The 25,080-nt window shown below is 62.9% G+C and carries 21 protein-coding genes; 6 read left to right on the forward strand and 15 right to left on the reverse strand.

From position 1 onward, the window contains the following. Nucleotides 1-5 precede the first annotated feature (5 nt). The 5 genes from EKO19_RS35300 to EKO19_RS35320 all read right to left on the reverse strand — a co-directional run bounded on the left by EKO19_RS35300 (nt 6) and on the right by EKO19_RS35320 (nt 7,014). Nucleotides 6-1,118, reverse strand: a complete 1,113-nt coding sequence (locus EKO19_RS35300; protein ID WP_129782127.1) for a FecR family protein — start codon at nt 1,116-1,118, stop codon at nt 6-8. After that, entirely contained in the window at nt 1,115-1,612 is a 498-nt protein-coding gene (locus EKO19_RS35305) for an RNA polymerase sigma factor (RefSeq protein WP_157995587.1), read from the reverse strand. Before EKO19_RS35305 ends, EKO19_RS35300 begins: the two co-directional genes overlap by 4 nt. Before the next feature lie 64 nt (nt 1,613-1,676). After that, nucleotides 1,677-3,326 carry a sulfatase family protein gene (locus EKO19_RS35310; protein WP_407676680.1) on the reverse strand — a complete coding sequence of 550 codons (1,650 nt, stop codon included), beginning with the start codon at nt 3,324-3,326 and terminating at the stop codon, nt 1,677-1,679. A gap of 32 nt (nt 3,327-3,358) precedes the next feature. Next, on the reverse strand, nt 3,359-5,251 hold the full coding sequence (locus EKO19_RS35315; RefSeq protein WP_129782130.1) for a sulfatase-like hydrolase/transferase: 1,893 nt from the start codon (nt 5,249-5,251) through the stop codon (nt 3,359-3,361). Then, nucleotides 5,251-7,014 (reverse strand): arylsulfatase, encoded by a 1,764-nt coding sequence (locus EKO19_RS35320; RefSeq protein ID WP_129782131.1) that lies wholly within the window; start codon nt 7,012-7,014, stop codon nt 5,251-5,253. The genes EKO19_RS35315 and EKO19_RS35320 overlap by 1 nt, the downstream gene beginning before the upstream one ends. 178 nt (nt 7,015-7,192) lie before the next feature. Between EKO19_RS35320 and EKO19_RS35325 the strand changes: the two genes are divergently transcribed. Together EKO19_RS35325 and EKO19_RS35330 are read left to right on the forward strand one after the other, a co-directional pair. Then, a complete protein-coding gene (locus EKO19_RS35325) occupies nt 7,193-9,403 on the forward strand; it encodes a beta-glucosidase family protein (RefSeq protein WP_129782132.1) in 2,211 nt (736 codons plus the stop codon). Nucleotides 9,404-9,688: 285 nt separating this feature from the next. Continuing rightward, on the forward strand, nt 9,689-10,147 hold the full coding sequence (locus tag EKO19_RS35330) for a YybH family protein (RefSeq protein ID WP_129782133.1): 459 nt from the start codon (nt 9,689-9,691) through the stop codon (nt 10,145-10,147). Nucleotides 10,148-10,574: 427 nt separating this feature from the next. Here the strand turns inward: EKO19_RS35330 and EKO19_RS38985 are convergent, their stop codons facing one another. From EKO19_RS38985 to EKO19_RS35345, 3 genes are all read right to left on the reverse strand, one after another. Further along, nucleotides 10,575-11,000 (reverse strand): glyoxalase superfamily protein, encoded by a 426-nt coding sequence (locus EKO19_RS38985; RefSeq protein WP_129782134.1) that lies wholly within the window; start codon nt 10,998-11,000, stop codon nt 10,575-10,577. Between the two features lie 206 nt (nt 11,001-11,206). Next, the gene (locus EKO19_RS35340; protein WP_129782135.1) at nt 11,207-11,434 is read right to left on the reverse strand and encodes a DUF3562 domain-containing protein; all 228 of its coding nucleotides are present in this window, start codon (nt 11,432-11,434) and stop codon (nt 11,207-11,209) included. Between the two features lie 107 nt (nt 11,435-11,541). Next, nucleotides 11,542-11,850: a hypothetical protein gene (locus EKO19_RS35345; RefSeq protein ID WP_129782136.1), complete on the reverse strand. Its 309-nt coding sequence runs from the start codon at nt 11,848-11,850 to the stop codon at nt 11,542-11,544. 1,106 nt (nt 11,851-12,956) lie between these two features. Here EKO19_RS35345 and EKO19_RS35350 point away from each other — a divergent pair. Both EKO19_RS35350 and EKO19_RS35355 read left to right on the forward strand, forming a co-directional pair. Further along, on the forward strand, nt 12,957-13,289 hold the full coding sequence (locus EKO19_RS35350; RefSeq protein WP_129782137.1) for a helix-turn-helix domain-containing protein: 333 nt from the start codon (nt 12,957-12,959) through the stop codon (nt 13,287-13,289). Next, complete coding sequence (locus tag EKO19_RS35355; RefSeq protein ID WP_129782138.1) at nt 13,286-14,533, forward strand: type II toxin-antitoxin system HipA family toxin; 1,248 nt, start codon at nt 13,286-13,288, stop codon at nt 14,531-14,533. Before EKO19_RS35350 ends, EKO19_RS35355 begins: the two co-directional genes overlap by 4 nt. Nucleotides 14,534-14,666: 133 nt before the next feature. Here the strand turns inward: EKO19_RS35355 and EKO19_RS35360 are convergent, their stop codons facing one another. From EKO19_RS35360 to EKO19_RS35375, 4 genes are all read right to left on the reverse strand, one after another. Further along, the gene (locus EKO19_RS35360; RefSeq protein WP_129782139.1) at nt 14,667-16,142 is read right to left on the reverse strand and encodes a hypothetical protein; all 1,476 of its coding nucleotides are present in this window, start codon (nt 16,140-16,142) and stop codon (nt 14,667-14,669) included. Between the two features lie 301 nt (nt 16,143-16,443). Continuing rightward, nucleotides 16,444-16,914 (reverse strand): hypothetical protein, encoded by a 471-nt coding sequence (locus EKO19_RS35365; RefSeq protein WP_129782140.1) that lies wholly within the window; start codon nt 16,912-16,914, stop codon nt 16,444-16,446. 40 nt (nt 16,915-16,954) lie between these two features. Then, nucleotides 16,955-17,773: a DUF2182 domain-containing protein gene (locus EKO19_RS35370; RefSeq protein ID WP_129782141.1), complete on the reverse strand. Its 819-nt coding sequence runs from the start codon at nt 17,771-17,773 to the stop codon at nt 16,955-16,957. 20 nt (nt 17,774-17,793) lie between these two features. Then, nucleotides 17,794-18,426, reverse strand: a complete 633-nt coding sequence (locus EKO19_RS35375) for a DUF1326 domain-containing protein (RefSeq protein ID WP_129782142.1) — start codon at nt 18,424-18,426, stop codon at nt 17,794-17,796. Between the two features lie 208 nt (nt 18,427-18,634). Here EKO19_RS35375 and EKO19_RS35380 point away from each other — a divergent pair, with 208 nt between their 5' ends. Next, the gene (locus tag EKO19_RS35380; protein ID WP_129782143.1) at nt 18,635-19,444 is read left to right on the forward strand and encodes an FkbM family methyltransferase; all 810 of its coding nucleotides are present in this window, start codon (nt 18,635-18,637) and stop codon (nt 19,442-19,444) included. Here the strand turns inward: EKO19_RS35380 and EKO19_RS35385 are convergent. Then, nucleotides 19,441-20,025 carry a HupE/UreJ family protein gene (locus tag EKO19_RS35385; protein WP_157995588.1) on the reverse strand — a complete coding sequence of 195 codons (585 nt, stop codon included), beginning with the start codon at nt 20,023-20,025 and terminating at the stop codon, nt 19,441-19,443. The two genes, EKO19_RS35380 and EKO19_RS35385, sit on opposite strands and share 4 nt — an antisense overlap. 100 nt (nt 20,026-20,125) lie before the next feature. Here EKO19_RS35385 and ureG point away from each other — a divergent pair, with 100 nt between their 5' ends. Beyond that, complete coding sequence (gene ureG / locus EKO19_RS35390; protein ID WP_129782145.1) at nt 20,126-20,749, forward strand: urease accessory protein UreG; 624 nt, start codon at nt 20,126-20,128, stop codon at nt 20,747-20,749. 19 nt (nt 20,750-20,768) lie between these two features. On the opposite strand, the gene EKO19_RS35395 is transcribed toward ureG, so the two are convergent. Next, the gene (locus EKO19_RS35395) at nt 20,769-21,692 is read right to left on the reverse strand and encodes a response regulator (protein ID WP_217705817.1); all 924 of its coding nucleotides are present in this window, start codon (nt 21,690-21,692) and stop codon (nt 20,769-20,771) included. Next, entirely contained in the window at nt 21,682-25,044 is a 3,363-nt protein-coding gene (locus EKO19_RS35400; RefSeq protein WP_129782147.1) for a hybrid sensor histidine kinase/response regulator, read from the reverse strand. The genes EKO19_RS35395 and EKO19_RS35400 overlap by 11 nt, the downstream gene beginning before the upstream one ends. Nucleotides 25,045-25,080: the final 36 nt, after the last annotated feature.

A 25,080-nucleotide genomic window follows, 5' to 3' on the forward strand; every position in this document is an offset into this window, starting at 1 on the left:
GAGCGCTACCGTAAAACTTTGGGCCCCTCCCCCGCGTCGGCCAGCGACACCACGTGATGTCCCGCCGCGTTGGTCGTTACCCGCACGCCCGGAATGTTGCTGATGAATATCAGAAACGACGCCGAGTCGTTGGCTTGAAACACGCCAGTGACCGATTGCGCGCGCAGGCGCGGCGACTCGATCAGGATGTGCTGGCGATTGTAACGATTGAACTCCTCGGCGACCTCGCCCAAGCTGCGACTCTCGAATACCAGCTGACGCTGGGTCCACGCAGTCACCGGCGCGATATCCGCAATGTGCTCAGGTTCGCTCATGCCGGCCTCCGTGACCACCAGCCGCTGCGCTTCGATCAGGACTTCCATCGGCGGTGCGGCCGGCGCGGCGGCGGCACGACCTGGCGCTCGATCGCCCTGCGGCGGCTGCTCGGTCATGACCTGCACCTTGCCTTGCACGACCGACACCGTCGTGTGATCGGCGCGCCGGTCGATGTTGAATCGTGTGCCGACCGCACGCACCACGGCCTTGCCGGTGTCGACATCGAAGGGCCGCTGCGGGTCGTGGGCCACCTCGAACAGAGCCTCGCCGCGCGCCAGACGAACGAAGCGGCGCCCATCGGTATATTTCACTTCGATCTCCGAGGCGGTATTCAACGTGATCAGCGAGCCATCGTCCAACAGCACCGAACGCTGCTCGCCGATGTCGGTCCGGAAGCGTTCGGGCAACCACAGCAGCCAGGCCACGACGAGAACGCAGCCGATCGCCGCCATGCTGGCGTACGTGAACATGCGGGTACCTACGAGGCGATTCGGTGCAGGCGCAGGCGCCACCGGCACAGCACGCGGCAAGGGAATGATCTCTGCCGAAGACGCACGCGCCCTGCGGATCAACTCATCGGCCGGTATGTCCGACCACGTGCGCTGTTTCGATTGCAGCGTGCCCATCAGCATGTTCACGCGCAGATAGGCTTCGACGCGCTCGGGCGAGCGACGCACCCAGGCGGAGAAAGCGTCGCGATCCTCTTTCGTGCAGGCCTCTTCATGCAGCACGATCCACCAGTGTGCTGCCTGCTCCGGCATCGTGGCCGCTTCGATCGCATCCGCGGAGGGCAGGCGCTTCATGACGGCACGTCCTGTAGCGCCCGACGAAGGATTTCGTAACCGTGCGCCAGCTGCCGCTTCACCTGCCGCTCGCTGAGGCCGAGGTCACGCGCGATATCCTTGCAGCTGCGGTCATCGCGAAGTCGCAGTAACAAGACAGCGTGCATCATCGGCGCGACGCCGGCCAGTGCCTCGTCGATACGACGCTGCGAGGTGCGCGCGTCCGCCTCCGCTTCCAGATCGATCCGTTCGGCGGCCAGGCTCGTTTCATCGAAGCTCGCGCTGTCGAAGGGCTGCTGCCGCTGTTTCCATTCCGAGATCACATGGCTCGCGACGCTGATCAGATAGGCCTCGGGGTTGTGCACGTCATCCAGATCCCGGGCCCGCAACAGCCGCAGGTAGGTTTCCTGGGCCAGGTCCTCGACGTCCTGTTTGCGGGCGCGGCTGCCCAGGAACCGCAACAAGTTGCGATTCCAGCGCGTCCGCCAGGTCATTAGTAAGGTGCCGTTGCCCATAGTGTCCCGCCCTTGCCTACTGTAGAGCGGAAATCGCGAATTTTGGGCCCCGGCGCTCGACTTGTCAGCGTTTCGGTGCGGCGTCCACCGCGTTCGTGCCCCGCCCGACGACAGGCAGCGGCATGAAGGGCTGGCCCCGATCATGCGCCGACTGCTTGGCGCGGCTGTCGGGCAGAACGTCATCGAGCCGATCGAGTCGATTGGGCTCCACTCGCCATGCCTCCGGATACGGCGCGGCACCGGTGCCTTCCCTATTGCGACGAACGCTGCCGATCGACAGACGCTGCGTGTAGGGGATGGCGTGACGGCCATTGCGGTCGGCCAGTTGCTCGTACAGCGCCTTGCGCAGTTCGATCCTGGCGTCCAGGTACGCCGGATCGTTGATCAGGTTGCGCATCTCCTCCGGATCCTTGCCGACATCGTACAGTTCATCGGTGTCGTAGATGCCGTAGTACTGGATGTACTTGAGGTCGCCGCGCTGGATCGCGAACGTGCCGGGCGTCATGGGGAACGTCCATTCCCAATAGTATTCGTAGACGAAGTCCTGCGGCTGCCAGCGCGCCGCTGGCACGCTGCCGTTGATCAGCGGCCAGGCGCTGCGCCCCTCGAACTGCGGCGGACTCGCGACACCCGCGATGTCGAGGAACGTCGGCGCGAAATCGAGATTGCGGATGCGCCCTTCGTTGGTGACGCCGGCCGGCACCGTGCCCGGTCGATACATGATCATCGGCACGCGCACCGAGGGCTGATAGGCGTTGCGCTTGTCGATGAGGCCATGCTCGCCGATCAGAAAGCCGTTGTCGGCGGTGAACACCACCAGCGTGTCCTGCTCCAGCCGGTTTTTCTTCAGCCACCCGAGCAGCCGACCGACGCCGTCGTCCACTGCCGAGAGCGTCGAATAGTAATAGCGCAGGTACTCCGTCATCTTCATGTCGGAGTTGTAGAAGAAATCGATGCCGTGCCAGGTGTTGCGCTGGTTGTAGACCCACATCGGCTTGCCGGCGTAGTTCTCCGGCGTGTTGGCGGCGCTCGCCGGGATCTTGAACTCGACGTCATCGTACTGATGCGCATGGCGCGGCGCCGGCAGCGGATCGGAATGCACCGCCTTGTGACTCAGATACAGGAAGAACGGTTTGCTCCGGTCGCGCTCCTTGTCGAGCCATTGCAGCGCATAGTCGGTCAGCTCGTCGGTGATATACCCTTTCTGCGGCACTTCCCGACCGTCGACATTGAGCATGTGCGTGCGCCCGGCTTGCACCGCCTCCGGCGACAGACCCGTGGTCGGATAGTACGAGCCCTGGCCCTTGAAGCTGATCCATTTGTCGAAGCCCGGGCGCGGCGCATCCGAGCTCTGCCCCATGTGCCATTTGCCCATGAAGGCGGTTTGATAGCCGGCCTTCTGCAAATAGCTCGGAAAGAAAGTCAGCCCCGCCTCGGAGGCGTCGTTGTTGTCCACGATCGTGTGATTGCGCGCCGTCTGCCCGGTGAGGATGGTGGCGCGACTCGGTGAGCACAGCGCGGAGGTGACGACGGTGTTCGGGAAGTAACTGCCACCGCGCGCCAGTTGGTCGATATTCGGCGTCTTCAGGCCCGGCTGCAGGAATCCCATGCCATCGTAGCGCAGGTCGTCGACCAGGATGAAAATGACATTGGCCGGTGGCGCAGGCTGCGCCGCGTGCGCATTGAAGCTCAGCATGGCGGTAACGCCGAGCATCGCGCCCAGCAGGGTGGTCTTCGTGGATCTGTTCATCGCGTGCCTCGTAACAGCCGCGCCAGATCGAAGATCGGCCGGCGCGGATCGTAGCTGCCTTCGAGCGTCTGGATCAGATACGTCGCGGCATTGTTGAGATATTCATTTCTGTCATCCCCCGCCGTCATCCTGCGCAGGCCGGGCAAGGCGGCGCGTGCGGCGGGACCGATTCGAGTCAGTGCGTTCACTGCCTGCAGTCGCACCGGAATGCTTTCAGTCGGCTCCAGCAGCGACGCAAGCACCGCGACGCTCTCCTCCTTGTCACTCAGCACGGCGCTCGCCTCCGCCGCGACGATGCGCACCTGCTTGGAAGGATCCGAACGCATCGTCGCATCGAGTGCTCCCGCCGCAGGCGCCGCTGTCTCTCCCAGCATGAGCAGTCCCATGGCGGCCCAGTAACGAACGACTTCGTCGCGATCTGCCAGTGCTTTTCGCAGGCTCGCAAGCTTGCGGGGATCGCGACGCGCAGCCGCCTGTGCCACGCGCATCACGCGCCGAATCGGATACGCGCCTTTGACGCGACTGGCCTCGTAGCCTTCGAGCGCCGAGCCTTCGGGAATGAAACCGTTGTCGTTGATGTGGATCATGTGCGCATCGAGCGCCGCGCGCAGGGCCGCGATGCAACCGGCCAGTGCGACATCGCCGATGCGATTGTCGATCTCATCGGGATCCGCGCTCAGATCGTAGAGCTCTTCGTATGCGCGTGCCACGAACGCTCTGCGCTGAACCGGCGTCAGCTCGTCCGCGCGTTCGAGCGCGTCCCAGTCCTGATAACCGCGCGCCAGCCACGCGAAGGCCTGATTCTGCACCGCCGGCAGAAATGGCAAGTAGTTGCGGATGTAGCGATAGCGACCGTCCGTCACGGTGCGCACGAAGTCATAACGCTCATCCATTCGATTGCGCATGCCAAAGGCATAGTGCTGAGGTTGAGTCGCCGCTGGCCCGAGGAACGCCCGCCCGTGCATGGTGGGTGGAATGGCGAGCCCCGCGAGGGAAAGTAACGTCGGCGCGAGATCGACGAAGGTCACCGGCGCATCCAGCGCGGTGCCTGGCGCGGCGGGTGCGAGATGTGCCCACCTGGCCGGCACATGCACGACCAGCGCACAACGCAGCCCCTCCTCGTAACAATAACGCTTGGACCTCGGCAATACGCCGCCGTTATCGGAGTAGTAGAAAACAATGGTGTCCTCCGCATGCCCGGCTGTAGCGAGTTCGGCGAGTTTCTCGCCGACCTGCGCGTCCATCCGCTCCATCAAGTTGTAGTAGCTCGCGTAGTTCTCTCGCAGGCCCGGCGTGTCCGGCAGATACGCGGGAATGCGCACATCCTCGGGCTTGATTCGGCCTGGCGTCGGCTTGAACACCTGCGACTCGTGCGTGGTCTCGAAATTGAACACCGCCATGAACGGTCGCCCTTCCGGACGGTGCCGCCAATGCGCATCACGACTGCTTACATCCCACAGCGTGATGGGATCAGCATCGCAGTTATAGTCGGTCTTGGCGTTATTGGTGCAGTAATACCCGGCCGAGCGTAACAACTCTGGATAGGTCCGCAGCATGGCGGGCAGCTTCGCGACCGCGCGCATGTGATTGGCAGGCGCGCACGCCTCCGAATACAGGCCCGTGAGTATGGTGAAGCGCGATGGCGCGCACACCGGTGCATTCGAATAGACGTTCCGATACAACAATCCCCGGCTCGCCAGCGCATCGATGTTCGGGGTGTGGGCCAGCCGATCGCCGTACGCGTGAATGAACGGGTTGTTGTCTTCGCTCACCAGCCACAGGAAATTGGGGAACGCGCGCTCTCGATCGTCGGCAAAAGAAATATTCGACGCCAGCGCGGCCGCGCCCAGCGCTCCTCGCTTCAGGAACTCCCGACGCGAGGCGGGCATCAATTCGTCCCCTTTGTCGCGGTGGGTTCGGGCGGCGGCACCAGATGGGGCGGCATCGGTGCGCGATCGGCGCTGTCATCGAACCGCTCGCGCACGCGAAAGCGCTCCGGTGCTTCGGCGAGCGGCGGCGTGCTGTATTTGCGCGCCTCGCTCCACCACAGCGCTTTCAGCTCTTCGAGTTTTTCGGGATGACGAGCGGCGAGATCGGTCGTCTCCGAGAAATCGGCTTCGGTGTCATACAGTTCCCATCGGTCGGTCGCGAAGTCCGCAAGCTGCTTATGGACCGCTAGCGCACGCCACCGCCCCGAGGTAATCGCGCGATTGCCACGCAGCTCGAAATACTGCACTGAGCGCGCACTTGGCGCATCGGCCGATTTGAAGCTGGCCTGAATCGACTTGCCAGCGACCGGAATCTCGGCGCGCCCCTCGAGCGACGTTGGAAAACTCGTGCCCGCCGCTTGCGCAAGCGTCGGAGCGATGTCGACGACATCCACATACTGCTTGCGAATCGCGCCACCGTCATGAATGACCTCGGGCCAGGACACGATCAACGGCGTACGCACGCCACCGAGATGCGGCCAGAGTTTGTAGCGCCGGAACGGCGTCACGCCGGCCATCGCCCAGGGCCGCTGATATTCCGACTGTGTCTTGACCGTGCCCAGCTCATCCAGACGCGCCAGCATCTGCTCGGGGCTGAGCGTATTGGGTCGATACAGCTGTTCGAAAGATCCCTTCTGACCCGCTTCGGAGGCCGCGCCATTGTCGGAGAAGAACACGATGAGCGTGTTGTCGTATTGTCCGGCCTTCTTCAGGTGCGCGACCAGGCGGCCGATCTGCTCGTCGGTGTGCGTGATGAATCCCGCGTAGACCGCCATGAAACGGGCGAAGACTTTTTTCTCGGTGTCGGTCAGATCGCTCCAGGCACGATCTCCCGGATTGCGCGGCGGCAGTACGGTAGTTGCCGGCACGATGCCCATTTGTTTCATACGCGCGAGCCGCTCCTCACGCAGCGCATCCCAGCCCTTCTCGTAGACCCCCGCGTACGCATCGGCGTATTGCCTCGGCGCCTGGATGGGCGCGTGCCCGGCGCCATACGCAAGATAAACGAACATCGGCTGTCGCGACTGGCCCGGCCTGGGCGTCAGCGCGGCAATCGCGTGATCGGTGATATCGGTCGAGAAGTGATAGCCGGCGGTCTCCGGCGCGGCGATGCGCCGATTGCCGTCGATGAGATTGGGACGATATTGATCGGTCCAGCCCAGAAAAAATCCATAGAACTCATCGAAGCCGCGCTGCAGAGGCCACGACGCATTGTTGCCAGGCGAGCCGTCCTCGCTTTCAGGGGCGAGATGCCACTTGCCGTAGCCGCGCGTCGCGTAGCCCGCGCGCTGTAACACTTGCGCGATGGTCTGCGCGTTCTGCGGCAACTCACCTCGATCGCGCGTCAGATCGCTCGCGTCGAGTCTGGTGGCTGGCAGATCGGCCATGCGCACGGTTTGCGGATTGCGCCCCGTCATCAGTGCCGCGCGCGTCGGTGAGCACACCGCTTTGGTATCGAACCGGTTGTAACGCAGCCCACTCGCTGCGATGGCGTCGATCGCGGGCGTACGAATTTCCGAGCCGAACGAGCCGATGTCCGAGTAACCCACGTCATCGAGCAGAATGACGATGATGTTCGGCCGTCGATCCTCGGCAGCCGGCGCGGCCGCCGGACACAGTTGGATGAGGAACAGCAAGGCCAGCGATACCACGGCATGACGCATCGATCCCCCGAGCAAACATTCGTTGGTCGGCGCAAATTCGTGCGAGCGGCGTTGGAAGTCAACCCCGGGGGCCCAAAGTTCTCGCACCGGCACTCTTCCCCGTTTGGCCCTGCCGGTTACGCAGGCACGAACAAATATTCCTCGATCCATTTCGGGTCAGCTCAGGGGCAGAACACACATGCAATTCAAGCCGTTTCCGGTACTGATTGCCGCGCTCGGCCTGTCGACCGCGACATCGACGCAGGCCGACGGCCCCTCGATCGAGGCGCGCTGGGCGGAGGCGTCACGACGCGCCGCTGCCACGGTCAAGCAAATGACCGCTGCAGAGAAGACCGTGCTTACTCACGGCATCATGCCGCTGCCGGTTGGACCCAACCCGCCGCCGATTCCTGCCGATGCCATTGCAGGCGCCGGTTATGTATCTGGCATCGATCGACTCGGCGTGCCGGCGCTCAAGGAGTCGGATGCAAGTCTCGGCGTGGCCTACGTGTTCGGGCTGCGCAAGGACGGCGCGACTGCCCTGCCCTCGGGGCTCGCGATGGCCTCGACGTGGAATCCGGAGCTGCTGCGCGAAGGCGGTCGCATGATCGGCTCGGAGGCGCGCGCCAAGGGCTTCAACGTGCTGCTCGCAGGTGGCGTCAACCTGATGCGCGATCCGCGCAATGGTCGCAACTTCGAATACTTCGGCGAAGACCCGTTGCTCGCCGGCACGTTGGCGGGCGCATCGATCGCGGGCATCCAGTCGAACAACATCATTTCCACGATCAAACATTTCGCCCTCAACGGCCAGGAGACCGGCCGCAAGTTCGTGGACGTGAAAATCAGTGAAGGCGCGGCCCGCGAAAGCGACCTGCTCGCTTTTCAGCTCGCCATCGAGCTCGGCCAGCCCGGCTCGGTCATGTGCGCCTACAACCGCGTGCACGGCCAGCAGGCCTGCGGCAGCGACTGGCTGCTCAACAAGGTCTTGAAACGGGACTGGGGGTATCGGGGCTTTGTGATGTCCGATTGGGGCGCGGTCGCGGACCTTCAGGCGGCGCTGCACGGTCTGGATCAACAGTCGGGTGCGCAACTCGATCCGCAGGTGTTCTTCGCAGCGCCGCTTGCCGAAGCGATGAAGCGCGATCCGGCGTACGCCGAACGTGTCGATGACATGAATCAGCGCGTGCTCACGGCGATCTATGCAAATGGTCTGGATTCCAATCCGGCCACTCGCGGCGGCGCCATCGATCTGCAGGCCAATGCGGCCATCGCCGAGACCGTGGCGAAACAAGGCATCGTGTTACTTCGCAATCAGCGCAATGTATTGCCGCTTCGCTCCGCCACCCAGCGGATCGCCGTGATCGGTGGCTATGCCGACGCCGGAGTGATGTCGGGTGCGGGCTCCAGCCAGGTGCAGGGTGAAGGCGGACCGGCGGTCTCGATACCGCTCGGCGGCAGCGGCCCCTTTGCCGCTTTCCTGACTCAGTCCTACCACCGATCGGTGCCTCTCGCCGCAATCAAAGCGTCCGCGAAGCAGGCCGACGTGCGCTTCCGCGATGGGCGCTATGTTTCTGAAGCGGTCATGCAGGCCAAGCAGGCCGACGTCGCCATCGTGTTCGCGACACAGTGGTCGGCCGAAGGCTTCGATCAGCCGGATCTGACGTTGCCCGACGGGCAGGACGCCTTGATCAGCGCCGTGGCCGAAGCAAACCCCAACACCATCGTCGTGCTGGAAACCGGTGGGCCCATTCTGATGCCCTGGCTGGAGCGCACCGCCGCCGTCGTGCAGGCCTGGTATCCCGGCGCGCGTGGCGCTGAAGCGATTGCCGCCGTGTTGTTTGGCGAGGTGAATCCATCGGGTCGACTGCCCGTCACGTTCCCGGCGAGTGAGCGGGATCTGCCGCGCCCGCAACTCGATGGCTTCGACAGTCTCGAGCCGAACTTCATGGGCAGCGCCCCGGATCCGCAGGCCCGCCTCACCGCCGACTATGACATCGAGGGTTCGGACCTCGGCTATCGCTGGAACGCGCGCCGGCACCACGTCGCGCTATTCCCATTCGGCTTTGGGCTCTCGTACACGAGCTTTGTGACATCGGGCTTGAAGACGAACGGCGTGACCGCGAGCTTCGATGTGAAAAACACCGGCGACCGTGCCGGGGCGACCGTGGCGCAGCTCTATCTGGTCTCGCGCGGTGGTGAAGCCAAGCAACGACTGGTCGGCTTCCAGCGCGTCGAGCTCGCCCCGGGTCGGTCTCGCAAAGTCTCGCTCACGATCGATCCTCGTCTGCTCGCCGACTGGCTCGATGGTTCGTGGCAGATCCCGGCGGGCGAGTATCAGTTTGCGCTCGGTGAACACGCCGAAGCCCTGGGCACACAGGTGACGGTGAAAATGAAGCCGTCGCGCTGGTAAGACTGAACCCATGCAGCACCTTTTCGTGCTCGATCAGGGTTGCGGTCGGCGACAGCTTGCCGGAGCACGCGCTTTTCCCGGACTGGAGCATGGCGGGAGTGTCGATCTCCCGGCTTCCTGATCCAGATCAGTTGTCCACCGACTCCCCGCCACGGATCGCTCGCGAATTCCCCCCGGGGAAGGTCGGGGTTGTTTCCTGGACGGACGATGGCACACCGACTTCGGTCTATTTGATCGCAACGACGTTGCAGGTATCGTTCACCCGCATCGCTCCAGGAACCTCGCATGACTCTCAAGAAGCTCCTCACCTCCTTCATCGCCCTCCTCGCATTCGCCGGTGTGGCTGCCGCCGATCAGGCGACACTCACTCAACAAGTGCGCGAGGCAGAGCAGGCCTTCGCCGCTACCATGGCCGCCCGCGATCACGACGCCTTCACACGCCATCTCGCGCAGGACGCCATCTTCTTCGACGGTGAGAAAGCAGCGCGCGGTAAAGCGGCGGTCGCGGCCGCGTGGAAGGCCTACTTCGATGGCCCGAATCCGCCCTTCTCCTGGACACCCGAGAACGTAGAGGTTCTCGACTCCGGCGCGCTTGCTTACAGCAGCGGCCCGGTGTTCGATCCCAAAGGCAAACGGGTTGGAACGTTCAACTCCGTCTGGCGTCGCGAAGCGGACGGCACCTGGCGCGTCGTATTCGACAAGGGCTGCAGTGCCTGTGAGTGTAAGAAGTCGCAGAGCCAGTAGAGGCGCCAGAGACCCGCCGCCTTTCGAGTTCTACCTGTAGCAAGCCTTGAAATCCCCGCTCGCGCCGCCATTCCGCTCGTTATAAAGTAACGACAATGAGCGCGCGGCTTCGGTGGGCGGCACGCGCAGTCGAGAAGCCCACGGCAACTGAAGGAGGTGATCCAAGTGGCACATACATACGTTGGCTCGGCCGCGTCTCTAAAGGCGCTGGTTGGTAGCGAGGCTCATCGGCGTTAGTCGGTACCTCTTGCTGGCCAGGAGGCCCTGGAGAATGCGCGCAGGCTTTCGTCACGCGCGCGACCGAGTCCAATGGATGGACGCTCCGATGCAGTTGCCTCGTGGATGCCCTGGATCCACAGGTGGTTTTGCTCGAGCAGGGATGGCGGAGCTCGCAAGGGCTCCGCCATTTTCTTTGGACCCGCCCTATCTAGTCGCTCGTGACATGAGCAGACTCCGTGGCGTTACCGAGCGCATCGACATTGATCTGCGCACCGAAGGCAACGCATTCATCGCAGATGAAAACGCACGGTGATGTTCCGCGGTTGGCGCATGCGCCTTCAATGAGGCTTCGCACTTCGTCTTGGGATTTACCGCAGAACGTACAAGACAATGGCTCCGGCGCGGCGATTGGAGATGGCTGGCGGGTTCGGCGGGCGGCTTGCCTCGGTTCCCTGGCGAGCTTCGCCGAGAGCGTGTTCCAGTCAGCGAAGCCAAGCTGCTTCGCCACGACTTCGAGACACTCGCCATACGACAGTAAAACGCTTCTGGCAGCGAGCGAGACGCGCAGAGACTTCGCCATTGCTTTGGCGTCTTTGCAGGTAGACATGACTGATCCTCCGTTCGAGACGAACATGATTGATCAGCGCTTGCATTGCTGATCCATTCGCCGTTCGATCAGGGATCAGAGATCGATCTGAGCGCATTCACCGTACTTCCAGGGGAAGCGCAAGCGGCAGGCTGCACCGAGCCCGGACACAACGTACTGCGAGCGAGTCTTCGGTGTCAAATGTCGTCTGCCTGCTCGCTGACCGGATCGAAAGCCAGCGCACCTTCAACGTATCAGGCGTGGTGCTGATGGCGGTACTGTTGCAACTTCATGCGTGCTCGCCGACTCGCCAGCACATTGACGAATTGCGTGATGCGCGCGTCGCGCACCAGAATTCGCAGCTCTTCTCCGTAGATGCGCGATGCCAGCTCGACTGAGGCGCCCGTCTCGCGCGCGATGGTTTCGGCGACCTGCTCGTCGAATACCCTGGCATGGACTGGAGCAAGTGAAAGGGGTTGCATGATCGGGCTTTGCTATGACGACGTCCATAACGTAGCTCCAGGGTCGGTACGATCATATCGGGAACGCCGCTTAAGCCCTCTCGGGAAGACCTCGCGCTACTTCTGGATCAAGGCTCTGTGGTAGCGCCTGGGTGGACCTTGCCCGGTGCATTCCCGCCGAGCAACGCATCTATGGACCGCCCCGAGCCGCGGCCCGCGTCGGTCCATTTCCGAACGAGCGCCAGGCATTCGTCGCTGTTGCGAGCCTCGTCAAACTGCACCAGCCATTCCGGCGATGAGCGGGTCTCGCTGTTCTGGCCGATCAACTTGATCGTCAGGGGCGCCGCGAGCATGCAGGCGACATAGCGGATCTGACTGCCGTACTGAGTGTCTTCCTCGTCGGTGACAGACCGCTGCGCCTTGCCCGGCAGAATCATCCCGTCAGTTCGATACTCCCATGACACGGATGCGCGGCTACTGCATTCCGAGGGACTGGTCGAGCAGGACGCGAACACCAGGCCCACCGGGCCACCGCACTCATTTTCTATTCTCCACCGGGTGAGATCTGCCGGATCGGGATTGAAGGCGACAACGCAGTTTGTAGCGGCCCAGGGATCCGCTGCCGTGAATATGAGACCGGCACTATCGGACGTCGCCGCATCTCTCTTGGCCTCCAATGATGCTCGAGAGGGCTGCGAACTCAGCGCCGACGCCATCTCGATCCCACCGCGATGCTCGGAGTAGCCGTGCGCATCGGATCGGCCCGACGCAGGACTGACGTCACGTTCTGTCCGTGCACGTGATCTGCTCGTTGCCGCCGATGTTTCTTCCCGATCGCGCACCTCCTCTGCTGCTCCGCTGCCCGGTTGCGCAGATGTTCGTATCGGCTCCGACTCGATGCCTGGCAACAGCCCCAGCTTGGGCAGCAACCCCACCGCAAGCACGACTATCGATGCCGCTGCCAGCAGCAGGGTGATACCTATGCTGGTTGCAACCCAGCCGATGCCTCTGTTGCTGTTGCGAATGGAGCTCCACTGGCTGAATAGATAACTGGCCAGGGAGGTCGCGCTGAGGAGCAGAAAAACGACGACCAACGTAGCAGCGTCCACGGGCTCTCCGAGCTGTGACACCGGACTGTGAAGGGGAATATCAAACGCTCCTGCAGTCGCTGCACGCGTACCCGCGCGGATAGCGCAGGAACAACGCAATTCTTCCTGCGACTGGGAACTTGCGAACAACCGGGAGCAATACTGGCATTACCAGTTCGTCACCTCTGTGTTGCTTGTCATGACTCGCGATCGAGGCCAGGTCGAGGCGGAGTTGACCGATATCCTCATGATCGCCGAGCCCCTTTGTCGACCGCTGAAGCGAACGGTGCTGCCCGAGAAATGGGGGCGCTCGATGCGGCGCGGCTAACTCATTGACTACGCGCGCGTTTTTCAGAGCATGAGGCGGGGTGGCGCCGTGTGTCGATTGCCTGGCAATTAGAAAAATGTAAGCTTCATGCTACATATTGAGCAAATCTGTAGCACGAAGCTTTCAAATGCCCACCCCACATCAGCCCCCTGCCAGCACGCGGCGCGCGCTACGAAAGCTCGGGGCCGACATCCACGACGCCCGGCGACGCCGGCGCCTGCCGATGGCGGTCATAGCCGAGCGCGCCTTTACATCGCGATCGACATTGCAACGGGTCGAAGCTGGCGACACGAACGTCAGCATCGGCATCTACGCCAGCGTCCTTCAGGCGCTCGGCCTGCTCGACGGCTTGAGCAAAGTTGCGGACATCGTCAACGACCCGCTCGGCCAGGCTCTCGCCAAAGCTGAGTTGCCCAAGCACGTTCACCTCAAACGTTCGACGCGGAACCTCTCGCGATGACAGACATCGAGGTGCATATCGATGTCGACGGCTGCACATGCTCGGTTGGGCTGGCGAGAAGCAATCGCGTCCGTGGCACAGAGACCATCCTGTTCGAATACGACCAGTCTTGGCTAGAGGCCCCGGACCGGTTCTCATTGGAGCCCGCTCTCGCCTTGACTCGCGGCGCTTTCGCGCCGCCTGCCGGTCGGGCAACTTTCGGATCGATTGGCGATTCTGCACCAGAGGCCTGGGGACGCCGCCTCATGCAGCGAGCGGAGCGCCGTCTCGCCGCACGCGAAGGCCGCGCAGTTCGCACTCTCACAGAAAGTGACTATCTGCTGGGTGTCGCCGACGAGACGCGACTCGGCGCACTTCGATTCCGGAGATTCGGCGAAGAAACATTCCAGGCACCGACCCGTGCTGGCGTGCCCGCATTGATCGAACTCGGCAGGCTGCTGCAGATCACCGAGCGCATTCTCCGCGATGAGGAAACCGACGAAGATCTCCAACTCATTTTCGCTCCCGGATCCTCCCTGGGCGGTGCGCGTCCGAAAGCATCGGTCATCGATCAGCATGGCCGACTTGCCATTGCAAAGTTCCCGAAAGAGACCGACGACTACAGCATGGAGACCTGGGAAGAGATCGCCCTGACATTGGCTGGGCGGGCCGGCATCGTTACTCCTGAACACAGGCTGATCGACGTCGGCGGTAAGGCGGTCATGTTATCGCGGCGTTTCGATCGTCGCGGCGCGATCCGCATTCCCTTTCTATCGGCGATGGCAATGATGAGCATGGAAGATGGGGAGCGTGGTAGCTACCCGGAAATCGTCGATGCACTCGTCCAGCATGGCGCGCGGGGACGAACGGACGCCCATGCTCTGTATCGACGTGTCGTCTTTAACGTGCTGATTTCGAATGTCGACGACCATCTGCGCAATCACGGCTTCCTCTGGGATGGGAAAGCAGGATGGTCGCTCTCCCCGGCCTATGACCTCAATCCCGTGCCGACCGATCTCAAAGCGCGGGTGTTGACGACCAACATCGATCTCGATGAAGGCACCTGTTCGCTCGACCTGTTGGAATCCGCCTCGCAGCTCTTCGGACTCACCTTGCCAGGCGCACGTGCCATCATCAAGGAAGTCGCAACGGCGACCGCGGCTTGGCGCGATACCGCCAAGGCGTGCGGCGCCCGATCGGCCGAGATCCATCGCATGGCCAGCGCTTTCGAGCACGACGATCTCAAACGCGCGCTCGCGCTGTGATGGGAAACACATGAATGAGCACTCGATTGAGAGATTCAGCGTCATGCGTTCCATTGAACACCGAGCACTCCACTGACATCGTCGTGATCGACTCGCCGGCGCGAGCCCGGACGCTGTTCGTCGTGCCGCCTGCTCACTCGAACAAACTGACGATGCTCTGATACTTTTCGATGTACCAGCGGTTTTCGTTGTTGTATCTCGGGATCGCCACCGGATGAACCTCCGTGCCGACGATTTTCCAGACACAGGGACAGGCCACTGACGTGCTGGCGAGCTGCACGGTTGCCGGGCGGCTCAGTTCATCGAGCCGCACCTTCATTCGAGTCAGCGAGCGATAGAGCTTGGTGACATTGCGGGGGCCGCCGTTGTACGCGGCGACCGGGAAGATGCCGAGCACGGCCGGGTTGGTTCGATACGCCTGGCGAATGTCCGAGCGCATGCCGGCCAGTTCCAGATCCAGCAGGCACACAGCCGCTTTCATGGCGTTCAGCAGATTGGTCGCGCCTCGTTCGAAGACCGGGTCGATCTTCGCCCCCGGGCAGCGCCTGACCACCAGCGAATACGTGCCGTTGCCCCGGCGGTTGGTGAATTGCATGGGACCGAGCGCATTCGCGCTGGAGACGCTGTATCGATAGGCCTCCTCCTGCTTCAGTCCGTACTGACTCAGGACCTCATCGAACGCACCGGTCTGCTTTGCCACGTAATCGGCGTCGTCGGTCTGCTCGATGACCGCGAGCGTCGTGACGACCTCCAGAGGAATGGAGTCGGCGAGCAGCGTTCCAGGAAAGGCCGCGCTCGGCACGCGCGCGTGACGCAGCTCCTCGATCGCCTGGCGTGCGGTGGCGGTGAGGAACTCCTTGCCGCCGTTGACGAACGCCGCGTCGAACGTGTCCTCGGTGAATGGCAGATACACGATGGGTTTCGCCGTCTGGGCGACAGCGCGCCACTGCCTGCGTTTGATCAGGTTGTTGTCGAACACAGGGAACTTGCGGCCGTAGACTTTCAGGGGAGCGCCGTCCTGCGAGAAGGCGAACATCAACCGTTCGGCACCGGTGCCTTTCACGTGCTTGGCCTGGATGCCGGGCGTGAGCGATCGAAAAGGCAGGGGCTTGCGCCCAGGCGACCACTTGATCGGCGGCCGCGGCAGCTCGATGTGCGCGACGGACCACTCCTCCTTCGCTTCGTTCCACAGCGCAAAGGCGACGGGGCGACCGCGCAGCACCTGATTCTTACCCTTGCCGGTGAAGAAGTATTGGAGCTCGACGTCGCGAAGCACGGTCTGCGCTTCGGCCACGAGATCGTGGATCACCTGATGACGGTTCAGATTGCGGCCCTGGACGATGACCTCCTCGGGCTTCTCGCCGGGCTGCTCGGGGGCCGGCGCCGTCTCGGCAACGGCGAGCGGGACTTCGCCCTCTTCTTCCTTCGACTCCCCTTTCGAGGTGGGCTCCGCCAGCTCGAGCGACGCCGCCACCTCCGCCGGAGCGATCTGCCCCGCGTCGATCAGCGTCGGTTCCTCTTCACCCGCGGCGCCCCCGGTCATCGCGCATCCCGAACAGATCAGGGACACCAGCACCAGGGCCAGCGCCCCCGTTTTCCTCATGCTCATCGTCCAGTTTCTCGATTCTCGATCGTTGCCTAGCCTCCGATAGTGAATTGGTCGGTGGCCTGAGCGCAATCGGCACTCGGCCGTAACTGTGAACGGGCCGACCTGCCCAACGACGCAATCGAGTTCCTACGCCCTCTGCAGTGGGGCCGGCCTCGAGGCCCGGCCCCACTGCTGCCGCCGGAATTTCAGAAACAGGCCCTCCACGATTTGGGCTTGCCGTCGCTGCCCGGCTCGATCCGGCCGGCCCTGACGAATGCGGCATTCAGATTGATCGTGGCTCGACCGGCAGAAAGCCCCTGGCCTAATGCGTACGCATGACCTTGATCATTCGCGACGCGCCCTCGACATACATTCTGTAGCCGCCGAGCTTGCCGCGCTCGATACGGGCGGAGTAGCTCTTGCCCGACTCGAGGCGCTGCGTGTTCGGCGTGCTCTCGGTCGCCTTCCAGACCTGACCGTCAGCCATGCGAAACAGTCCCATGCCATCGAATCCATAGCTGACATTCTCGATCTTGACGGTCACGTCCTCGATCGTTTCCTGCGGGCGTTTCGTCTTGACCTGCTCGGCGCCGAGACCGGGGGGCGCGACTTCCGGACGCGCGCCACTCACCGCACGCAACTCGCGTTCCAGGCAGGCGATATGCTCGGGTGGGTTGTCAGCATGCTTCGCGCGACAATCGGCGATGGCAGCGCTGGGATCTGCCGCGGCGTGCGCGAGGATGGCAAACAGAAACATGCCCTGAGCCAGGACACAGCGAATCACAGTATTCATCGACTCGATGATGCCCCGTGACCCTGCGACACTCAACATGTCAGGCTGGCACGAGCGCCATCCAGGCTCCCGCCGCGATACATGCGACGCCGGCGATGCGGGCCACCCATCGACCCCACGGCGTCAGCTTCTCCAGCAGAACGAGCAGCGATAGCAGCGCAATCCAGAGCACGTTCATCACGCCGACCACGAACAGCAGTGCCATCAGGATCCAGCAACAGCCGACACAATAGATGCCATGGAGCAGTCCGAGGTGGATGCAGCCGCGACGATTGTTGCGAAACCCGCCGTGACTCATCAGGAATCGAAACGGCGACTGACACTGGGCGAGGCAGGCATCCTTGAGCGGCGTCCATTGGTAGAGGCCCGCGGCAATCAGAACGACCGCTCCCAGCGCGAGACTGGTGCTTGCCATGCGTGCATTCAGCAGCGCCTGCCGCTCCAACAGCCATTGCACCAGCGTCGCCGCCAGAGAAAAGCCGCTCCAGGCCAGCAGATAACCCGCGACGAACCAACCGGTCGCGGCGAACGGCTGGCCCACGAGCGTCTTCTGCCGGGCCACACGGGCATACATCAGAATCATCGGCGCGGCTGAAGGCGCCATCATGCCGATCATCATCACCGCCCACATCAGGAACACGAAGGCGAACTCGACTGCCCTCCAGGGCGCGAGGATCGGCGTCATCATCCCCACGCCGGCGGGCACCATGCGAAACCCGCTCATATCCATGGACTCCATGTCCATGTCCGCGGCGAGCCAGAGCAGATACAGCCAGGCCAGCACGGCGATGCCGACGAGGGCACTCGCAACGACGCGCCGATCCCGTCGCAGCACCCCATCCAGGACGTCGTCGCTCATGTCGCGTTTCGCGACGGCGCTCAGGAAACGTTCGACCAGCGAATGGGCGCGTAGAGACCGTTCCTGCCGGAATTATCCCAATGCATGCCCTGATCGTTGAACGTATTGCCGGGCGCCCCGACGGCCATCGCCATCCGGTCGGCACTCACCGGATGGCCGAGATTTACCCACATTTCCCCGCTCGGATGCATGGTTGGCAGCGGCTCGACCGACATGTGCAAAATGTTTGGAATGTCCGCCGAGCGTGTCTTGCCAGTGATCGCAAAGCTGATGGGGACCTTGGTGACCCCGAGGTTCCTGCTGATCAGCGGCGTGAACGCCGCCATGGGACCGCCGGCCGCGCCGGTGAAGATCGCGGTCAGAGCATCGGTCTGCGCATCGCTGGCGCGCTCATCGATATACGTGGCCTGCGACCAGTCTCCGTCCGCCATGACGCCCGGTGCGTGGAGGATGACCAGAACATTGAGTCCATCGAGCTCAACCTCGCCGTAGCGGCCCCGGTCGATGTGAAAGATCAGCGGGACATTACAAAATCCCTCGGTCGGTCGCGCCGTCAATGGGGCGGCGGCCGACACCAGGCACGGACACACCACGCTGCAACTGCAATTCTCGAAATAATCACCGGAAAGCTGCCATGCGACTGAGTCTGCCATCACTCTCTCCCAGGTCGCCTCTGAATCCGCCTCATCCTACCGCGACTCGGGCTCAAACGACCGTTCCGCGCCCGAGTTACGTATTCTTAAGGTGCCGCAGGAAATACGCCTTCATATAATGCGTTGCACTGTCCCTGCGTGTCACCGTGGGGTCATCGACCGCTGGCATTCTGTCTACTGTTAGTAATGTGGTCAGGGCGCGAACTCCATGGTTCTCGTGCTCAAGCGCATCGCTCGAAGACTGGTGAGCCCATCGCAGTGGTCCTGGCTGAGCTGGTACCGCGGTCGATTCGGAATCCTGCGCGCGCTCACCGGCTATTTCGCCCTGCTGTTGCACCCGGACATTTGTTTCATTTCGGCGGCCGAGGCCGATACGCGCCATCCGATCGCCATTCGCCCGGGCACGGCGGACCAGAGCGTGTTCGATGAAGTGTTCCTGAAACGCGAATACGACATTGATGTCGATTCGCCGACCGTCATCATCGATGCGGGCGCTCACATCGGCCTCGCCACGGTGTTCTTCGCCGAGCGCTTTCGAGACGCAGTGGTGATCGCGATCGAGCCGGAGGCGACCAACTTCGCCGTCCTGTGCAGGAACGTCAGCGCCTATCCACAGGTCCGTGCGATTCGCGCCGGGCTCTGGAGCCGCAGCACGTGGCTGCGAATCGAGAACCCCGACGCCGCGACCTGGAGTTTTCGCGTGCTCGAATCGGAGCAGCCCACGGACCTCCGGGCCGTGTCGATTGCCGATGTGATGCAGCTGCATGGCATCGATCACATCGACATTCTCAAGATGGACATCGAAGGCGCGGAGCTGGAAGTGTTGACTCACAACGCCGGCTGGCTGAGCACGGTGAGCAATCTGTTGATCGAGCTGCACGACCGCTATCGTCCAGGCTGCACGGCGGCGCTCGAAGCGGCCTTGAGCGACTACGACTACGAGCGCTCCAAACACGGCAGTACCGTCATTCTGCAGAACATTCGCCGCAGGTCCGCCGCCATGCTCGCGCTCTCCTAGCTTTGGAGCAGCGTGCCGAGCACCACGATCCCAAGAAGAGAAATCGCGCGACCACTCCATTTGAGTAGGGTCGGGCGCGCAAGCACGACACCGATGGCATGCAAGGTTGCGGTGGTCAGAATCAACCCGAAGATGAAGGGCAGCGTTGAAACGTCGCCGGCCCTCTCCGTCCCGTGCGCGAGACCGTGCACGAGTGCAAACACCGCGGTCGACACGATGAGAGGCGTCGCTCGCAGTGACCGCTTCGAATGCAGCGCCAGTCCGAACGCGATCAGAGATAACGCAAGCCCGATCTCAGTGAACGGCTGAGCCGCGCTGCCCGCGCCGAATGTCGCCCCTGCTGCCATCGCCGTCACAAAACAGGTCGGCAGCCAAAGGCGCATCGCTCCACCGTAGTGCCCTGCCAGCAGGCCGACCGCCAGGATCGCGACGAGATGATCGAGCCCCAAGAGCGGATGCAGTACGCCCGCCATGAAGCTATGCGCTTCACCGCCCGCGTGCGCCATTACCGTGGCCGGCATCAAAGCGCACAGAGAGGACAAGATCAGGCGCGGTGTGCGAGGTGACATGCGTGCCAGCATGCCCGCGATTTCATTGGTCTGCCCTGGGGTAAATGACGTAGGCGGCATCCGTGAGCGGAACCGTATGATGGATAACCAACGGCGTGCGCGAGGAGAACAGATGGCCAAGGCTGAAGTACTGAGGCTGGGCGTTGGCGGCCCGGTCGGCTCGGGTAAGACGGCGCTGGTCGACAGCCTGTGCAAGCGCATGCGCGAGCGCTTCAACATCGCGGTCGTCACCAACGATATCTACACGCGCGAGGATGCCGAATTCCTGATTCGCAGCCAGGCACTGTCGCCGGATCGTATTCGGGGCGTCGAAACCGGGGGGTGCCCGCATACCGCCATCCGCGAAGATGCCTCAATGAACCTCGCGGCCATCGACGATCTGATGCAACAATTCGCCGGGCTGGACATGATCATCGTCGAAAGCGGCGGCGACAATCTCGCGGCCACGTTCAGCCCGGAGCTGTCGGACCTCACGCTCTACGTGATCGACGTGGCCGCCGGCGACAAGATTCCCCGTAAAGGCGGCCCCGGCATCATCCGCTCGGACCTGTTGATCATCAACAAGATCGATCTGGCGCCGCACGTGGGCGCATCGCTCGAAGTGATGGATCGGGACGCACGCAGGATGCGCGGCGAACGTCCCTTCGTCTTTACGAATCTGAAGACGGCCGAAGGATTGGATCGGGTGATCGCGTTCATCGAACGCGAGGGAATGCTGAAGAGCCAGCTCGCTTGAGACCCGAGGCCGATCGTTCTTAGCGAGCCAACGTACGCACCGCCCGAGCGGCGGCGGCCGCGCGATTCTCCACGCCCAGTTTGATGAACACCTGCTCGAGATGCTTGTTCACCGTGCGTGGACTGATGCTCAGGATCTCGCCGATCTCGCGATTCGATTTGCCACGGCTGATCCATAGCAGGACTTCGGCCTCCCGCGTGGTCAGCGATAGTGCCCGTTGCAACAGTTGTTCTTCGCCGCGAGAGCCGACTTCGGCCAACCGAAACAACAATTCATCCGGACCGATATGACTCAGCACGGATATCTCCAGGTGTCGCGAGCCGATAGCCATGGTGACACTGCCGGACGCCTTCGCCCCCTCGCCCCGCAGCTGCATGAGTTGTTCGACCACCGCCGCCGGCAGGCTCGCCGCCTGATCGTTCTGCGCGGGAAACAGCTCAGCGAGCAGTTCTCTGGCCTTGGGCGTCGACCACAACAGGCGGCCGCTGAGATCGGTCGCAAGCAGGAATCGTCCGGTGGCGTCCAGGGCGGCATGCGTGCCATGCGCCATCCTTGCATTGGCCAGATGCACCCGGATACGAGCCAGTAGTTCATCCACGACGAGCGGCTTGGTGACGTAATCGACGCCGCCCGCCGCGAGTCCCTCGACCACGTGCTCGGTATCGCTCAAGCCCGTCATGAAGATGACCGGCAGGTGTGACAACAACTTTTCGCGCTTCAGACGCCGACACGCTTCGAACCCGCCGATCCCCGGCATCACCGCGTCCATCAGCACCAGATCGGGGGTGACCTGATCCACCAGCTCCAGCGCACTGTCGCCGTCGGTGGCGATCAGCACGGTGAATCCGGCCTGATCGAGCGTGTCGGTCAGAAAGCTCAGCGTCTCCGGCGTGTCGTCCACGACCAGCACGGTATCGCGACGCGTGCTTGCATCAGAGGTCATCATTGCGCAGGGTTTCCAGCACGTTCATGTAGCGCTTGAGGTCGAAGTTGGCCACCAGCGCCTGCAGGCGGGCAGTAAACGCTTTGCTCGCGGGATCATCCGCCTCGATCTGGCGCAGCTTCGCCTGAATGCCACGCACGTGTCCGATGCGGCCGAGCTGATACAGATCGTTGATGTGATGTCGCGACTGCAGTGACAGTTCACAGGCTGCGCCAACCTCCTCTTCGGCCTCGCCATCAGCCTGGTAGGTCCATTGCACGCCGAGCAGCGTGCCGAAGCACTCCAGCAGCAGGCGCATATCGACGGGCTTCATCACGAAGCCATCGTGCGTGTAGTCGATGCCCCCGGGGCTGTACTCGTGGGCATTGGCCGACACCATGACGATCTTCATCGATCGCAACGAGGCCGTTTCGCGCAGCTGCTTCGCGACCTCCCATCCCGACAGATCCGGCATCGAGATATCGATCATGGCGAGCGATGGCCGCTGTTCGATGGCTGCGGCGAGACCCGCTCTGCCATTCGACGCCGTGACAATATCGAACCGCAACGGCTGCAGCAGTCGCTGGACCATGTCGAGATGCGCCGGATCATCGTCGATGAGCAGCAGCTTCAAACGCGGTCCCTCGTAGCCCGCGATGTGTCCAGGCACGGTGGATTGATGAACGGCGTGCATGGCCTCGGACAACAGCATCCGCACGGTGAACGTGGTGCCCTCGCCCAGCGTGCTTCGCGCGAGCAGCTCACCACCCATGATCTGCGTCAGCAGCTTGGTGATCGTGAGCCCGAGGCCAATGCCCGGAATCGCGCGCACGGTCGGCGTCTCGCCACGCTCGAAGGGGCGAAACACACGCTCGAGATCGGCCTCGGCGATCCCCACGCCGGTATCGGAGATCTCGAACTCGGCAACCTGATTTCGATAGCGCACCACCAGACTCGCCTGCCCCCGCTCGGTGTACTTGATCGCATTCGAGAGCAGATTGATCAGAATCTGCCGCAGCCGCTTCTGATCGGTATGGACATGCGCCGGCAGGTGCGGCGGGCGCTGGTAGCGAAACTCGATGCCACGATCGGCCGCCTGCAGCCGGAACATATCGACGATCTGATCCAGAAACTCCACCAGCTGCACCTTGTCACGGGTGAGTCGCAGCATTCCGTTTTCGATCCGGGAGATGTCGAGCAGGCCATCGATCAGATTGGTGAGATGCTCGGCGCTGCGACGGATCACACGTGCCGCGTTGTCGGTCGGCCCCGCGGTGCCCCGCTCGAGCAACTGCGCATAGCCGAAGATCGCATTCAGCGGCGAGCGGATCTCGTGACTGATGCCGACGATGTATCGGGTCTTGGCGACGTTGGCGGCTTCGGCGACTTCCTTGGCCTTCTGAAGCGCGGCGTCGGTGCGCTTGTGAGCTTCGATCTCATCCATGAGCATCGCGGTCTGCCGCTGCGACTCCGCCTCCGCGCTGCGCCGGCTTTCGTGCGCCAGCACGATCAGCCATGCGGCCACGCCGGTCAGCATGAACAGGCTCACGAACACCAGCCACAGCGAAGTACCGATCGCCTCGCGATCCGCGCTCGCGACGCCGCTGTACTGATGATAAATGAGGGACAGCAGCAGCCCGATGGCGAGATTGAATACCAGTAGCAGCCCGAAGAAATGTCCGGCGCGCGTGTTCAGCGCCAGTGCGACGCGCTTGGGCAGGATGCTCGCAAAGAAGCCGTACAGCTGATCAGTGAAGCGGCTGTCGGTCTTGCACAGATCGTGACAGCGCGCCTCCAGCGTACAGCACAGCGAACAGATCGGGCCGGAATATGCCGGGCACATCGCCATGTCGTTGCGCCCGAACACGTTCTCGCAGATCGTGCAGCGAATCTCCGGCTCGTCAGGCAATCCTTCGGGTTGACGCGCCAGGTAGTAGCGGCCCTTGGTGCCCCACGCAATCAGGGGGGCCGCGACGAAGGCCACCACCAGCGCGACCAGCGGCGAGAGAATCTGGGGCAGCTGGCCGAACATGCCGAGAAACGCACAGCTCGATGCGACGATCGACAGCAGCAGCGCGCCCACGCCGACGGGATTGATGTCGTAGAGATGAGCGCGCTTGAACTCGATGTACGGCGGGCTGTAGCCCAGCGGCTTGTTGATGACCAGATCGGCGGTCAAGGCACCGATCCAGCCGGCGGCAAAATTGGCATAGATGACCAGAATGCTTTCGATGGCATTGAAGATGCCGGTCTCCATCAGCAACAACGCCAGCAGCACGTTGAAGACCAGCCACACGACCCGGCCCGGATGGCTGTGAGTCAGGCGCGAGAAAAAGTTCGACCACGCAATCGAACCCGCATAGGCATTGGTCACGTTGATCTTCAGCTGACAGACGATGACGAACAGTCCGGTCAGCACCAGCGCGACGGTCGGCGACTGGAACGTCTCGCGAAACGCGAGAAAGTACATGCCGGTGGGCTCATCGGCCTGCGCCGGTGCGACGCCATGGCGAATGGCGAGGAACGCGAGCAACGAGCCCGCGAGCAGCTTGAACCCGCCCATGAACACCCATCCCGGCCCCGACGCGATCAGCGCGGTCCACCACGCCACGCGGTTGCGTCGATCGCGGTTCGGCAGGAACCGCAGATAGTCCACCTGTTCGCCGATCTGTGGCAGCAGCGACAACAGCATGGAGAGCGCCATCCCGAACAACAGCAGGTCCACCGAGCCATCGGCGGAGCCGTGCGTGCCGGGATAGCCCGTCCAGGCTTCAACCTCGGCGGGACTGCGCCAGGCGATGTAGACGATGGGCAGAAACTGCAGCACCAGCCACACCGGCTGGGTCGCCAGCTGCATCTTGCTGATCAGGCTGAATCCATAGATGGCGATGGGAATCACGATCAGCGAGCTGATCAGATGTCCCAGGGCGAGCGGAATGCCGAACAGCATCTGTAACGCGAGCGACATGATGCTCGCTTCGATCGCGAACAGCAGGAACGTGAAAGATGCGTAGATCAGCGAGGTGATCGTCGAGCCCATGTAGCCGAAGCCCGCGCCGCGCGTGAGCAGATCGATGTCCACGCCATAACGGGCCGCGTAGGAGCAGATCGGCAGTCCGATGAGAAACATCAGCACGCAGAACGCCACGACCGCCCAGGCCGTATTGGGAAAGCCATAAGCGATCGTGAGCGCGCCGCCGATTGCCTCGCAGGCCAGAAACGCGATCGGACCGAACGCGGTATTGCCGACGCGGAACGCGGACTTGCGCGCGCGATCTGCCGTGTAGCGCAGCGCATAGTCCTCGAGCGTCTGACTCGCCACCCATTGATTGTATTGACGGCGCTCGCGAACGATCCGTTGTCGTGCAGCCATTGTTTGCTGTTCTGAAATCGATTTCCCCTCGCCGCC

This window comes from Peristeroidobacter soli, assembly GCF_004138485.1.
GTDB classification, from domain to species: Bacteria; Pseudomonadota; Gammaproteobacteria; order Steroidobacterales; family Steroidobacteraceae; genus Steroidobacter; species Steroidobacter soli.